Source organism: Paenibacillus sp. Z3-2 (assembly GCF_054161325.1).
Window position 1 is genome coordinate 4,671,572 of the sequence record NZ_CP096397.1, and the last position, 14,463, is coordinate 4,686,034.

14 protein-coding genes are annotated in these 14,463 nt (G+C 45.5%); 2 read left to right on the forward strand and 12 right to left on the reverse strand.

Going from position 1 to position 14,463, the window contains the following annotated elements; all coding sequences use genetic code 11:
* Positions 1-17: 17 nt before the first annotated feature.
* The 4 genes from lepA to gpr all read right to left on the reverse strand — a co-directional run bounded on the left by lepA (position 18) and on the right by gpr (position 4,836).
* The gene (gene lepA / locus M1D71_RS20870; RefSeq protein WP_145323302.1) at positions 18-1,832 is read right to left on the reverse strand and encodes a translation elongation factor 4; all 1,815 of its coding nucleotides are present in this window, start codon (positions 1,830-1,832) and stop codon (positions 18-20) included.
* 146 nt (positions 1,833-1,978) lie between these two features.
* Positions 1,979-2,338 (reverse strand): hypothetical protein, encoded by a 360-nt coding sequence (locus tag M1D71_RS20875; RefSeq protein WP_458123480.1) that lies wholly within the window; start codon positions 2,336-2,338, stop codon positions 1,979-1,981.
* Between the two features lie 53 nt (positions 2,339-2,391).
* Positions 2,392-3,687 carry a stage II sporulation protein P gene (locus M1D71_RS20880; protein WP_458123481.1) on the reverse strand — a complete coding sequence of 432 codons (1,296 nt, stop codon included), beginning with the start codon at positions 3,685-3,687 and terminating at the stop codon, positions 2,392-2,394.
* A gap of 147 nt (positions 3,688-3,834) precedes the next feature.
* Positions 3,835-4,836, reverse strand: coding sequence for a GPR endopeptidase (gpr, locus tag M1D71_RS20885; protein WP_458123482.1), 1,002 nt, complete (start codon positions 4,834-4,836; stop codon positions 3,835-3,837).
* Positions 4,837-5,011: 175 nt separating this feature from the next.
* Here gpr and rpsT point away from each other — a divergent pair, with 175 nt between their 5' ends.
* The gene (gene rpsT, locus M1D71_RS20890; RefSeq protein ID WP_024628504.1) at positions 5,012-5,284 is read left to right on the forward strand and encodes a 30S ribosomal protein S20; all 273 of its coding nucleotides are present in this window, start codon (positions 5,012-5,014) and stop codon (positions 5,282-5,284) included.
* A 188-nt stretch (positions 5,285-5,472) separates the two neighbouring features.
* Here rpsT and holA read toward each other — a convergent pair whose 3' ends face one another.
* The 3 genes from holA to M1D71_RS20905 all read right to left on the reverse strand — a co-directional run bounded on the left by holA (position 5,473) and on the right by M1D71_RS20905 (position 8,572).
* Positions 5,473-6,489, reverse strand: coding sequence for a DNA polymerase III subunit delta (gene holA, locus M1D71_RS20895; RefSeq protein WP_458123483.1), 1,017 nt, complete (start codon positions 6,487-6,489; stop codon positions 5,473-5,475).
* Positions 6,490-6,746: 257 nt separating this feature from the next.
* Positions 6,747-8,027 (reverse strand): zf-HC2 domain-containing protein, encoded by a 1,281-nt coding sequence (locus M1D71_RS20900; protein ID WP_458123484.1) that lies wholly within the window; start codon positions 8,025-8,027, stop codon positions 6,747-6,749.
* A complete protein-coding gene (locus M1D71_RS20905; RefSeq protein WP_017687205.1) occupies positions 8,024-8,572 on the reverse strand; it encodes an RNA polymerase sigma factor in 549 nt (182 codons plus the stop codon). The genes M1D71_RS20900 and M1D71_RS20905 overlap by 4 nt, the downstream gene beginning before the upstream one ends.
* Before the next feature lie 341 nt (positions 8,573-8,913).
* Here M1D71_RS20905 and M1D71_RS20910 point away from each other — a divergent pair, with 341 nt between their 5' ends.
* Positions 8,914-9,216, forward strand: a complete 303-nt coding sequence (locus tag M1D71_RS20910; RefSeq protein WP_211080831.1) for a hypothetical protein — start codon at positions 8,914-8,916, stop codon at positions 9,214-9,216.
* Positions 9,217-9,334: 118 nt separating this feature from the next.
* Here the strand turns inward: M1D71_RS20910 and M1D71_RS20915 are convergent, their stop codons facing one another.
* The 5 genes from M1D71_RS20915 to M1D71_RS20935 form a co-directional block, all read right to left on the reverse strand.
* Positions 9,335-10,000 (reverse strand): glycosyltransferase, encoded by a 666-nt coding sequence (locus tag M1D71_RS20915; protein WP_458123485.1) that lies wholly within the window; start codon positions 9,998-10,000, stop codon positions 9,335-9,337.
* 320 nt (positions 10,001-10,320) lie between these two features.
* Positions 10,321-11,631: an ABC transporter substrate-binding protein gene (locus tag M1D71_RS20920; protein WP_458123486.1), complete on the reverse strand. Its 1,311-nt coding sequence runs from the start codon at positions 11,629-11,631 to the stop codon at positions 10,321-10,323.
* Positions 11,632-11,655: 24 nt separating this feature from the next.
* Positions 11,656-12,480: a carbohydrate ABC transporter permease gene (locus M1D71_RS20925; protein ID WP_458123487.1), complete on the reverse strand. Its 825-nt coding sequence runs from the start codon at positions 12,478-12,480 to the stop codon at positions 11,656-11,658.
* Positions 12,481-12,499: 19 nt separating this feature from the next.
* Positions 12,500-13,372, reverse strand: a complete 873-nt coding sequence (locus tag M1D71_RS20930) for a carbohydrate ABC transporter permease (protein ID WP_458123488.1) — start codon at positions 13,370-13,372, stop codon at positions 12,500-12,502.
* Positions 13,369-14,457 (reverse strand): ABC transporter ATP-binding protein, encoded by a 1,089-nt coding sequence (locus M1D71_RS20935; protein ID WP_458123489.1) that lies wholly within the window; start codon positions 14,455-14,457, stop codon positions 13,369-13,371. Before M1D71_RS20935 ends, M1D71_RS20930 begins: the two co-directional genes overlap by 4 nt.
* Between the last annotated feature and the right edge of the window lie 6 nt (positions 14,458-14,463).

Sequence of the window (14,463 nt, forward strand, 5' to 3'; positions counted from 1 at the left end):
TACCCGAAATTGAATTATTAGTCATCAATTTTCAGTACCGCCATGAACGCCTCTTGCGGCACCTCAACGTTACCAACCTGCTTCATCCGCTTCTTACCTTCCTTCTGCTTCTCAAGCAGTTTCCGTTTCCGCGAGATGTCACCACCATAACACTTGGCAAGTACGTTTTTACGCATTGCTTTTACCGTTTCACGAGCAACGACCTTGGTACCCACGGATGCCTGAATTGGCACCTCGAACATTTGCCGCGGAATCAGCTCGCGCAGTTTCTCACAGACAATGCGTCCGCGATTATAGGCACGGTCCCGGTGAACGATGAAGGACAGAGCATCAACCTGTTCGCCATTGAGTACAATATCCATTTTCGCCAGATTGGACTGACGGTAACCGGACAGCTCATAATCCAGGGATGCATATCCTTTGGTACCGGATTTCAACTGGTCGAAGAAGTCATATACAATCTCGGACAACGGAATCTCATACGTAATGGTAACCCTGGTCGTGTCCAGATATTCCATATTCACATATTCACCGCGTTTGTTCTGACACAGTTCCATAATGGTACCTACATAATCATTCGGTACGATAATATCTGCCTTGACGTATGGTTCCTCGACGTAATCAATCCGTCCCACCTCAGGATAGTTGGATGGGTTGTCGATTTTCATCACTTCACCATTGGTTAAGGTGACGTGATAGATTACACTTGGGGCCGTTGTGATCAACGGAATGTTAAACTCCCGCTCGATCCGCTCCTGGATAACGTCCATGTGAAGCAGTCCAAGGAATCCACAACGGAATCCAAAACCGAGTGCACTGGATGTTTCCGGCTCAAAGCTGAGAGACGCATCGTTCAACTGCAATTTCTCCAACGCTTCACGCAGATCAACATAGTCCGATGTTTCGATCGGATAGAGACCACAATACACCATTGGGTTAATTTTACGATAACCCGGCAGAGGTTCCGGTGTTGGATTTTTGGCATCTGTCACGGTATCCCCGACTTGTGTATCGCCTACATGCCGAATACCGGCAACAATAAATCCAACATCACCCACGTTCAGCTCGTCCACGATGGTCATGCGAGGTTTGAACGCGCCAACTTCAATGACTTCAAATGATTTACCTGTTGCCATCATTTTGATTTTGGAACCGGATTTGATTTTGCCATCAACAACACGTACGTATACGATTACACCTTTGTACGGGTCATAATGCGAGTCGAAAATCAGCGCTTTCAGCGGTTGATCCGGGTCACCAGTAGGTGCCGGAACACTTTGCACCACTTGCTCCAGAATCTCTTTGATCCCGATACCCGACTTGGCCGAAGCCAGAACAGCGTTGCTCGTATCCAAACCAATAACATCTTCCACTTCCTGCTTCACCCGTTCAGGATCAGCGCTCGGAAGGTCAATTTTGTTGATAACCGGTAAAATTTCAAGGTTGTTATCCAATGCCAGATACACGTTGGCAAGTGTTTGGGCTTCAATTCCCTGAGCCGCATCCACAACCAGCAGAGCCCCTTCACATGCAGCAAGACTGCGTGATACTTCATACGTGAAGTCTACGTGTCCCGGTGTATCAATCAGATTCAATAAGTACTCTTCACCGTCATCAGCTTTGTAGCTCAGAGCAACTGCTTGTAGCTTGATCGTTATTCCACGTTCGCGTTCAAGATCCATCTTATCCAGAACTTGATCCTGCATTTCACGTGAAGTGAGCGCACCTGTGTACTCCAAGATCCGGTCCGCAAGTGTTGATTTGCCGTGATCTATATGTGCAATAATAGAAAAGTTACGAATTTTACGTTGTCTTGCCCGAATATCAGTCATTCCTTACCCCCAGAAACAGCCTAGTGTCAATCACTTCATTATAACAGTTGATGCAGAGTGCATCAATCCCGTGATGTCTTAACTTTTATAATAAAGTGTGATCATTCACTCCCAGAGGTTATATTGTACCTTTAAATCATGGTATTTTATTCAGCAACTCCGCTAAAAAGAGAGACCACCCACTTGATTCCACTGTGAGACAGATTTTGCAATAGTCCAGCCGTTTTGTCTGCCAGTACATCAACCGGAGCTTTATTCTGATCTGCCCCAAGCACTTGGCTTGGTGATTGTACAGGTTCAAATGGTGGTTCTTTGACTTCCTTTTGGACAGGTGCAGTCTGAACAGATTCGGTAACCGATGTCGCTCGCTCTGTTGTCACGGCGGTTGGTGTGGCACCTGACGGATTACCGATATGAAAGTTACTGCCAGCCAACTGCATTCCGAACAAAACACCCAGCAACATTAATACAGCAATGGATAACAGTCTTTTACCGAATCTGGACATATGCTTTGCCTCCCGTCACTCTACTATTTTTTGTCTTCTTACATATATAGTTCCTATCCACCCTGCGACGAGTTCTCTGCACTGGCTTTGTCCACCTTCTGATCTTCCCAATACACCTCGGCAATCATATCAGCGAGAATCTTGGATGTGCGCTGTAGCTCAGCTCCTGTATTGTCAATGCCGCCAATCTCAATCAAAATGCTGTTGGGTGAAAGTGTTTGGTTATACTCTCCGTTGTTGGCTCCTCCGCCATCCTTGCCCCACACACCTCGGGATACCCCTGGATACTTGGCTTCCAGTTTCTTATGAATTTTCGCTGCAAAGGCTTCATTCTGCCGCCAATTCGGATTTTCATGTCCAATAATGAAATACACTTTGGCATAACCCAAGTCGTTAATGGTAGTCGTTGTTTTGCCATGACGCTGTGAATCCCGATGAATGTCTATGAGGTACGTCAGATCGTCATTTTGAGCAAGTGCCGCTTTTACGGTTTGACGGGAGTATTTATAGGAATAGTTCCAGTTATAATCCTTTACTTTGGTAGGGTAATCATCTTTTGCATGCTCTACGCCGATTCCCAGCTTCTCCAGACTGTCTGAAAGATAGCTTCCCACTTGAAACACATTGCCTGTTGATTTGCCGGATGATGGATTGTCACTCTTCGTACCTAGCAGTGGATTGTAGCCTTCCCGTGGATGGGAATGATAGATAAGAACTGATTTTCTGCCTGATGTCGGTGAGCCACTATTGTCTTTCTCGCCATCCTTCGCTGGGGGGTCTTCTTTAACTTCTCCATCTCCAGGCTCCCTCGAATCAGGCGGATCCGTGTTGTCCTGACCTGGTGGAACATGCAGCTCACTACCGGGTTTCCCTCCACTCGCAGATGCCGTATCCGTAAGACCAGGACCGGGCTGATAATCTTCGGGAGCCTCGGCCTTTTCGTTACCAGAGCCAGGCCGGAGCAGTACAGGTTGGTTGGAACCCATGCCGGGCATTTCTCTCGCAATCAGGCTCTTGGGGTCTTGAGGGTTTACATTCGTCAGTAATTGGAAGACAAAAGAGGTGAGATTCTCTCCTGATATGGCAGAAGTCTGTTCTTTCTGGGTGAGATGGGGCATCTCCATACCGAGCATATCGACGAAAAAGCGGCTTGATACGGCGCTCGCAAATCCTTTCATGGAAGAAACGGGTGAATTATTTAGGCGTTTCTCTGCCATTCCCCCGAGACCAAGTACGACAAAAAACAAAGCGGATATGATCATAAGCAACAACAACGTACGGCCCATGGCCAGCACGTGCAGACATCTTTTTTTCCACTTCCCAATATTCCAGGCCAATATCTTGTTCATTCTGCTGTCTCCTTCCCTGCTGGACAACTCTTATACTTCAACTCTATGAGCCTGCAAGATTTGATAGAACAGGAAAATGAAAGATTCCAGGAACAAAAAAAAAGAAAGTCCGATAGATTCGGACCTTCTTCTGAGTAGTTTTTAGTTTTAATGTGTATAGGCAGCAACGTTATCCGGATTCACTGCATCATGAAGTGCGGCGTTAAGCCCTGTAGCAATAACATTGGCAATTCCTTCGATAAACTCATCAATTTCCTTCGGGGTTACGATTAGGTCATGACCCAATGGCTCCAGTACCTCTTTCACCAGACTCAGGCGATCTTCTTCACCGATGTCGTCCAGCATGCCCATAATTTGCTTCGTCTGATCCGTTTCCTGGTTGAAATGTGAGCGCATCATCTCAATGACATTGTTCACAATGGTGGACGCATAACATACGGTCGGTACGCCGATGGCGATGCAGGGAACACCCAATATCTCACGGGTCAAGCCTCGCCGTTTGTTCCCAATACCTGAACCAGGATGGATACCGATGTCCGCTACCTGAATGGTTGTATTCACACGTTCCAGAGAACGGGAGGCCAAGGCATCAATCGCAATAATGGCATCCGGCTTGGTACGGTCAACAATACCCTGTACAATGTCACTGGATTCAATGCCCGTTGTACCCAGCACGCCGGGAGCAATCGCGCTGACTTCCCGATACCCTGGTGCGACCTGATCCGGCACCAATTCGAAATACTGACGGGTCACCATCAGATTCTCCACCACAAGCGGACCAAGTGAATCCGGGGTGACATGCAAGTTACCGAGACCCACAATCAGGATCTTGGATGTTTTGTTGATCCCTGCCTTAATCATAAAGTCTTCCATCTCACGCGTGAACTCAGCGGCAACACGCTCCTGTAGTACGGTATCACCATTCCGTAGTGACGGCACCTCCAAAGTGACATAGTGGCCTTTCACCCGACCAATGGCTTGGGCTGCTTCATCATTAAGTACATCAATACGTGTAATCGTAATACCCTCTTTTTTCTCTACATCTTCCCGTAGTCCGGGAATCGTCTGTTTCTGTCCACCTTGCGCCATTTCCTTGGAGTCGATTGCCAAATCGGTACGAACTGTATAGTTTTGCAAATCCAGTGTCATTCTGTCCCTGCCTCCCTTACCGCATTTGAGCATATTGTGTGGGGAAAAGAGTTTCTTTATGCAGCATGTCGAACATCGTAGGAATATCTGTTGCATTTTACATGCTAGCGTGATAGAATATTTTAAGTTGTGAAACGTTTGTATTCATGCAAATGCCTTACAGGAGGTGAATGTAATGCCAAACATCAAATCCGCTGTTAAACGCGTAAAAACGAGCGACAAGCGCCGCGCACTCAACGCTTCCCAGAAGTCTGCACTCCGTACAGCTGTTAAAGCTGCTGATGCTGCTCTGGTAAGTAATGAAGTTGATACTGCAAAAGCTGCGATTCAAGCTGCTTCCAAAAAGCTGGACAAGGCTGTAACTAAAGGTCTGGTTCATAAAAATGCTGCAGCACGCAAAAAGTCTCGCTTGGCGAAAAAACTGAACGCTCTTTCCGCACAAGCGTAAGAAGCGTTACTTATACGATCCAATGGAAAAATCCTGAACAGCATAGGCTTTCAGGATTTTTTAGTATCTGATTCGATAAGTATAAGACACAGACAAAGCGACCTTTATTCCAATGATCTAACCATCATGGAGCAAAGGTCGCTTTGTTTGTTATTCATACTATGATTCTATCAGGTGTACGAATCACTTCACGCACCAAGTCTTAATAGGAACAACTCCAGACCAAGCACTTTATCCACAGCTCCAGTTTTCATCTGGTAATCCAGTTCACTGAGGTGACTCAGGATCATTCTCAGACGATCCGGCTGAAATTTACGAGCTTGTTCACCTGCAATCTTAACAGCGTAAGGATGCAGACCAAGCTGACTGGCAATCTGCTGCTGGGAGTAACTTTGTTGGCCCAACTCTTTCACCTGAATCATGATCCGAAACTGGCGTGCGATTAAAGCTGCAATTTTGATCGGTTCTTCCCGCTGTTTCAATAACTCATAGAAAAGAGCCAATGCTTTCTCTAATCGCAAATTGGCGAGTTCTTCCACCAGGGAAAATACATTCTGCTCTGTGCTACGGGCAACCAGCGATTCAATATCAGCACGCTTGATTGTCCCCCCATTACCCGCGAACAAACATAGTTTGTCTACTTCAGCAGATAACGTCTGAAGCCCTGTTCCCGCATAGCTAACAAGTGTGTCCGCCGCACCAGCTTCAAAAGAGACATCGCGCTGCTTCGCCAGTTTTACAATCCAACTCAACAGCTCATCTCCACTTAATGGAGCAAAAGCAAGAACCACTGCCTGTTTCTTGACAGCCTTCACCAGTTTCTTACGCTCATCCAGCTTGTCCCCCTGTGCCAGAAAAACAATCGTACTGTATTCTGCTGGATTGTCCATATATGTAAGCAGACGATCAACCTGGTGTTCAATCTTGGATTCTTTACCTGCAGTAAACAGGCTGGCATCGCGTACAATAATCAATTTGCGGGGAACCAGAAATGGTACGGTCTCCGCTTCTTCAATAACGACCTCCACAGCCGTTTCAGACAAATCATATGGAATAATCGCAAAATCGCGATGTTCTTCTTCAATAACCTGCTCTTTTAACATATCCGTAAATTGCTGTATTTGATACTTCTCCGTTCCATACAGCACATAGATCGGAGCTGGTTCTCCACTACGTATTGCCTTTGTTGCACTTTTCACATCCATTCACGGTGCCTCCTTATCCCTCTTATCCTACCAGAAAAAGCGCAAGACAACAAAGGGACCTTACATCCAGTTACGGATGAAGGTCCCCTGTCCTACATCTATATAAACGCAGATACCAGCAGTTCTAGAAAAAGCTGGTGTGCGGTCATACGACGTCAGTTGGTTGAACTGAGATAGGACGTTTTGTTACTTCCAATATATGCTTGTCATACTGAAGATGTTCTTTTGTTTTATAGGATTGGAATCCCTAACTCCACTTATTTGGCAGAAGCTCCACCTGAAACAGAAGGTACACTAAACGAGTTCTTCGCCGTTGTTCCGTCCTTGTCCGTTTCGTAATTAAACAGGGTGCCATCCTTCGACCAACTCGCTGACTTCAGTGTCCCCTCTATATTTCGCTGTTCAACCAGATTCAGAACATCGGGTTCATTCACAGGTTTGGAGTATATGCTGATTTGATCACCAATAAGCATAACCACATAAGAGCCGTCAGGTGATTTCCATTCTTTGGATGCTGCCGATGAGGTGATCCCCTGATCTGGTCCTGCGAATCCTTGGTTACCTCCAGAGGAGTCTGCACCTGTACCGGAATCAGTAGCTGCATCGCCTTCTACCGGAGCATCTTCAGTCATATTAGGTGCTGTATCCTGAGAAGTGAAGGTTTGATCATCTTCGCTATCTGGTTGCGTTGTCCGATTCACTTTCCCATCTGCTGAAGAAGTAGGAGCACTTTCCGAATCCTGATTTTGCGGCTCGGAATCCGGATTCGGCGTCAGGTCCTTCTGACTATCCGTCGAAGGAGAATTGGACGAATCATCTTGCGTTCCTTTGTTCGGAGCAGGCGTTGGCTCGGTTGCCGGTTGTTTAGGTGTTTGATCTACCTGAACTTCAGGCTCCTCTACCTTATCTCCACCATTCTCTTCAGGAATAGTTTCTACGCCTTGGTTATCTGGTTCAGTTGGTGAAACATTCGATTGATCCACAAACACATCGTTGCTGCTTGGTTGGGACGAAGTGGCAGTATCATAATTTTCAATATTCTTGCTTAATGGATTCTCATCCACATTACCGCTCTCTTGAGAAGCTCCAGAGCTCATCAGCATGGAATCGGCATTCTCAATCTGTTCAGGCGGATTTCCCCAGATGGCGAATCCCAATATAACTGCCGCAGCCGCTGCACCCATGGACATACGTCCTGCCATCGAGTTAAGCCATTTTTGCTTCGTTTTCCGCTCACTTGAACGTTGTAAATTCTCAAATGCAGCGGGGACAGGACTCATTTCTTGTATGGTGCTACTTTGTTCCCTCCGCGCTTCGTCAATGGCATCAAGCTGTGGCATAATCGCATCCACCAGACTAAACTTCGGGCTTACTTGCGGTAACTCCTCCAGTTCTCTGGAAAGAGCTCTGAGTAAACTAAAATTCTCGGCGCACTCCGGACACTTCGCCACATGCTGTAGCATCTGCGCGGTTTCCGTCTCGCCCAGATCATGATCCAGATAGCGGTGCATCCATTCCACCACCTCTTCGCATTTCATCCTGTCACACCACCTTTCTGATATTCCTGTAGTAGATTCTGTAATTGTTGTCTGGCTCTAAATAGATAAGATTTCACCGTATTTAACGGAAGATCGAGACAATCCGCAATTTCGTTGTAGGATAAGTCCTGCAAATATCTTAGAACAATAACGGTACGATGATGCTCGGGAAGCTTGTTGATCGCATCCTGAATGTCTTGGGCCACATATGTAGACATGACCTCGTACTCCACATCCTGATTATCCTGAAAAACCATGTCATGTTCGTCAATGGAGACAGACGGCTTGGTTCTTCTGAATTTATCAATACAGATGTTCGTGACGATGCGTTGTACCCATGTTTTAAATTGGGCCTTTTCTTCGTATGAGTTGATTTTGGTGTAAATTCGGATCAACGCTTCCTGAGCAGCATCCAAAGCGTCCTGTTCATTATTTAGAATGTAATATGCGGTCCGATAGACATGTTGTTCAATCTCCCGCAATAGGGTAATTAGAGCGTCGCGATCGCCCGATTGAGCGGCTCTGATGAGTTCCGGCTCTACCACAAAGGATCCCCCTCTCCCTGCAACCTTACAGACGTGATCATCAATAAAATTGTTGCAAAGTTAAGTATTTTTTTAATTTGCCATAACAAAATAACGGCGTATGTATTAGGGCCGCTGAAATCTTCTCTTAGAATAACAGAAATCGCATAACGAGTCACCAAACGAGTACAAAAGGGATTCCATTACTTACACGACTCAATTCTAATGCAATGGCATACATTATAGCTAAACACTTTTTTGGTCCCAAAAATAAATAAAGTCCAAATTTAAGCTATTTTTAATGTAACTTTCATGAAAATAGTGTATTGTAAATTTACATTCATAAACACGAGGTGATGAGCATGCCAGCTCTTGCGAAAATTCAAGCTTTAAAAGAACAAATGCCCAAAGAATATCAAAGCATTTCCCATTTTGTGGAACATGCATTGGAATCCATTGATACTCTGGTCGAGGAACATCGGAAGTACGTTGCTGCACAGGCATTATACGGCGATAAAATCGTTGGATCGGAAGAACGCCTGTACAGAGAAACCGTACTTGATGTTAGAGCACAGCTGTTGATGACTCTTGAGAAAACGGTAGAAGATCTGCTGCACAAAGGCGACAAACACTGGAACAAACACTTTAAGGATGGCATTGAGTAGTTCTTATATTATTTCAACCATTTAAAGAAATAGCCCGTTTTCCGATATTCTCCCTCGTGAAGGGTAACGGAAAGCGGGCTTTGCTTGTTGGATCCTCTTCCGGGAAAGAAGCGTATATTTAGAAAAAGTTGTTCAATATCCGTTCGATTTCATTTGGCTTTGTAATTTCAGGACCAAAAACTGCTCTAGGTTGCTTACTGTTATTCCAAGGCTCCAACGTACAAGCATCATGAACATCAGCTATTTTCCAATCCAGTACATTGTCAAAAGTCGTTCCTGTATTCTGTCCATGAATATGATTGATCCAGATGGGTTCTTTGATATGAATAAATTCCCTGGGTACCTTTAGTGCATCGCGCCAGGTATAACTGGCTGCTTGTCCTTTTAAATACTCATCTACATGGATAAGTGTTACACCGTAGCTGGGAAGCCAGAAAAAAAAATTCCCCAGTCGCTTTTGTACTGAATCGTAGATGTAACCGTATTGAGGTATCAAGGCAACCGTGCCCTTTTGTGGTTCATAGACGTGCAGTTGTTTAATAAAATCTTTGTGGTACATATCGTCGCTGGACAGATAGACACGGTACAAATACTTAAACTCCTCAATATCTTGGAATACATGAGCTTTGTAATCTATAGGTGTAACAAAACAGATATTGGAAGGCAGGGGAGGGTAGTTTTTTAGTGTCCCTTGTACGAGGTTCTCAGACTTCGGATCATATAGCACGTAGCAGGTAAAATCCTGAGAAGATTGAAGGAGCAGGCTCTTAAGTGTATATTTCATGAATATATCTATTCTGTATTCTATCCATTGTTTGGTGAGTCGGTCCGATGTCCCCCCCAGTTATTAAAGAGCATTTCTATAATGAGTTTTTTTTCCTTAGACACGCACTTAGCCCTCCTTTGGTGTTCAAATGATCAAAGATCTGAATAGTATATGTATTTCCAGTAAAATTGCAATGGATAAATTACTAGTAGCATAATTCATTTCCTGAAAGCAAGTTAGGGGCTGCTAAGTACAAATTAAATAGCGACTTTCCATGGACTCATACAACAAAAAAGCTAAGCGGAAATTATACCGCCTAGCCTCTTAGTCTTATCATTTTACTTATTCAGTAGGGCATCGGCCTTCTTCGCTGCTTCAGCTATAGCTGCCTCTGCCGTGATGGACGAATCAACAACCGCGCGAAGAATCTCATCCTTGATCATCTCACCAATCTCTGGATACACCTTCTGCATTGGTCGCGGACCTGCATATTCCAGTTGATCTACCGCCACCTTAAACAACGGCTTTTCCTCATAAAGCTTCTTCATATCATCACTTTCCACTGCACTGATTCGGCTAGGCAAATATCCCGTGAAGGAGCTTGCATATATCGTTTGCTCTTTGGCGGTCATCCATTTAATGAACTTCCACGCCGCCTCCTGCTTTTCTGGAGACAGTCCGGAAGTCATCACCAGGTTGGCACCACCTGTTGGTACTCCATACGTATCATTCGCAGGCATAAATGTCGTCCCAAGTTCAAAACCCTGCTCTTCTGCAACCTTCATATTATTGGTCAAGTCCGCAGTTGAGGAGAAGAGCATCGCAGCACGCTGATTGTGGAAATCCGTCTTCGCTTGTGTACCTGCATCATCAGTCGTACCGATGCTCATGATGCCTTCATTCTTCATCTTCAGCCACAACTTCACTGGTTCAATTCCGGTTTCATTATTGAATGCTGCACTTTTCCCATCCTCGCTAATCATTGTTCCTCCGCTCTGTCTAACAAAAGCCTCATAGAACCAAATATCAACAGGCATCGAGATACCGTAACGCTGATCCTTAACTGTTAGCTTGCGTGCATAATCTTCAAATTCCGTCCAATTCTTCGGTCCAGCAGGATCAAGTCCCGCCTCCTTCAGCATTGTACGGTTCAAATACAGGATTGGTGTACTTCGTAAATAAGGAAGTGCATACAGCTTGTCATTCACGTAAGAATTTCCCATTAGTCCTGGAATAAAATCCTTCATATCAAGTTGATCTTTCTCAACAAATGAAGTCAATTCCTGAGTCATGCCAGATTCAGCAAAGACACCAACTGAAGCAATTTCATTTTGCCAAACTTCAGGGGCATTGCCTGCTGCGAAAGCAGCCTGTGCCTTGGAGTGCTGATCTGCATACGATCCCTGGTATTCCGCCTTCACAATGACTTCATCCTGGGATTCATTAAACATTTTAACCAAGTTTTCATTGTTCTCGGCGATCTTGTCCCCCCATGAGTACCAATATGTAATCTCTATCGGTTTATTGGCCGTGCCATTGGAAGTACCTGAAGCAACATTATCGGTTGAACCCGCGGAATTGGAATCACCACAACCAGTTACTGCAAGTGCAAGCGTTGCTGCTAACAAAATTGACCCAAATTTTTTCATGGATAAAGCCCCCTATGAATTAGATTACTTCACACCCGAATAGACAAATGCTTTAATAATTTGCCGTTGTCCAAATAAGAAAACAATCAGAATCGGAACGACCAAAATCATGTTTCCAGCCATCAAAATGTGCCAGGCGGCTCCTCCGTCGACCTCGCGCAGCTTAGAGATCCCAATCGGAAGCGTTCTTGCTGCATCGGAGGTCGTCATTACGAGCGGCCAGAAATAATCATTCCAGTGTGCAATGAAGCTGAACAATGCAAAGGTCACCAGCGTTGGCCGTGCCATGGGCACCATAATTTTGAGAATGATCTTCCATTCCGGTGTTTGGTCAAGCCGTGCCGCTTCAATGAGCTCTTCCTGTACTTGCTTGAATGACTGCCGGAGCATGAATATGCCAAAGGCACTGGAAGAGAAAGGAAGAATAAGTGCCAACAAATTGTTAATGAGTCCCCACTTGCTGAGCAACAAATACACAGGCAGGAAAATAAGCTGACCAGGAATCATCAAGGTCACCATCGTTATCCCGAATAACAGCTTGTCTCCTTTGAAGGAGTACCTTGCAAACGCATAGGCAGCCAATATAATGGTTGTGAATTGAAGAAGGAGTATACTGACCGATACAACAACGCTATTCATTAGATATTTCAAAAAAGGCCCCGATTCCCACGCCGCTTGGAAGTTGCTCCACATCACCTTGGAGGGAATCCATTTGGGTGGAAAGATTACCGTCTCCGGGTAAGACTTCAATGATGTTGAAATCATCCATAGAAAAGGGATAGCAAAAATCGCAACCAATACGACCGTGGCAGTAACATTCAGGATACGCAGCACTGGCTTCCTTGCCATGACATTTCCCTTCTCCTTTCTATTGGTAGTGAACCTTGCGGCTCAGCAACTTGAAGTAGACTAGCGTAAGCAATCCAACGACAACGAGCAGTATAACTCCTGCAGCCGAAGCGTAACCGATCTTGAAGTAGCGGAATCCGTACTCGTAGATGTAAAAGACGAGCGTATTAGTTGAATTGATCGGCCCCCCGTTGGTCATAATGGCAATGGTCTCAAACACCTGGAATGAACTGATCAGATTAATGATAATTAAGAAAAACAGCGTCGGCGAAAGCATGGGCAGCGTAATTTTGTAGAACTTCCGCCACCAATTGGCCTCATCCAGAGCTGTGGCCTCATACACATCCTTCGGAATGCTTTGGAGACCAGCGATGAAGATGAGAGCGTTGTAGCCCACGCCTTTCCAGACCGAAACAAGTACTAGCGACAGCAATGAACTGTCGGGACTACTCAGCCATTCCAGCTTGGGCAAGCCAACCATATCCAGCAAACCGTTAAGCAAACCGAATTTGGGATCCATTAGCCACATCCACACCAGGGATACAGATACAAGCGAAACAATATGTGGACTAAATAGTGCACCTTGAACAAACCCATACCATGCTCCTTCCCGATTCAGCCATATGGCTAGCAGTAGCGAAATCACAATGGATAAGGATACGGAAAGAAGCGTATAGTTCAAGGAATTGCTCAGTACCTGAAGAAATGCACTATCCTTAAATAACTCAACAAAGTTGTTGAAGCCCACGAACTCCTTGACCGGATTAATGAAATCCCAGTTATAAAAGCTTAGGAAGATCATATAGAAGATCGGATAAATGAAAAAAATGGAGAACACCACGATGGAAGGAGCCACCATCACATAAGGACGGAATCTGGACCAAACGGTCATGAAGATTTCCCTCCCAGGACAATGAGCTCTCTAGCTTCAGACCGCTCATGCTGACGAGCACGGACTCCGTTCCGATCAAAATAGTACAGATCCTGCATAGAGACCGTGATGTTTACCTCGGAGGCTGACTCCAAAGGCTTCAAAAAGCTCTTCACGGCAACAGGTCCAAGCGCCGAATCCAGTTGATAGATAATTTCTGCACCTAGAGTCTCGCGTGTCATGATCTGGGCCGTGAATTGAACATGTCCCGTCTGCGGTCTATTCTCAAGTGTCATCGTTGCTTTCTCTGGTCGAAAGCCAATCTGCCCAATGTCGTCATGAAGCTGCCCATTCAAATAAGGAAGGATACGTTCACGATTAATTACATTCATCGGCGGTGTACCGATAAACTGGGCTGTAAAAACATTATCCGGATCATCGTAGATTTTCATTGGACGATCTGCTTGTTGAATACGCCCTTTATTCATGATGACGATACGATCTCCCATGGACATGGCCTCAACCTGGTCATGCGTAACAAAGACAAAGGTTGCGCCTAGTCGTTTGTGAAGCTGGATTAGCTCCGTTCGCATCTGATGGCGAAGCTTGGCATCCAAATTGGACAATGGTTCGTCCATCAGGAAGACTGCGGGTTTCTTCACCATGGCCCGAGCCAAGGCAACCCGCTGACGCTGACCTCCGGACAGAGCCTGCGGCTTCTTGTGCAAATACTCGGCTAGGCCGACGACCTCGGTGATCTCCTTAACGAGCCGCTCTCGCTCGGGCCGGGGAACCTTGCGATTCACTAATCCGAATTCGATGTTCTCCTTGACCGTCATCATTGGATATAATGCATAGTTTTGAAATACCATGGCGACATTGCGCTTGCCCGGCTCCAATCCATTGACAGAATGGTCTCCGATCCAAATTTCACCGCCCGACTCCTTATCAAGTCCTGCGATCATGCGGAGTGTCGTCGATTTTCCACAGCCGGACGGGCCTACCAATACGGTAAAGGAACCATCCTCAATGGTCAGATCGAGACCCTCGATGACTTTATCCTGCTTGAAGCTTTTTTCAATCTGCTTCAACACAATTTGTGCCATGACATT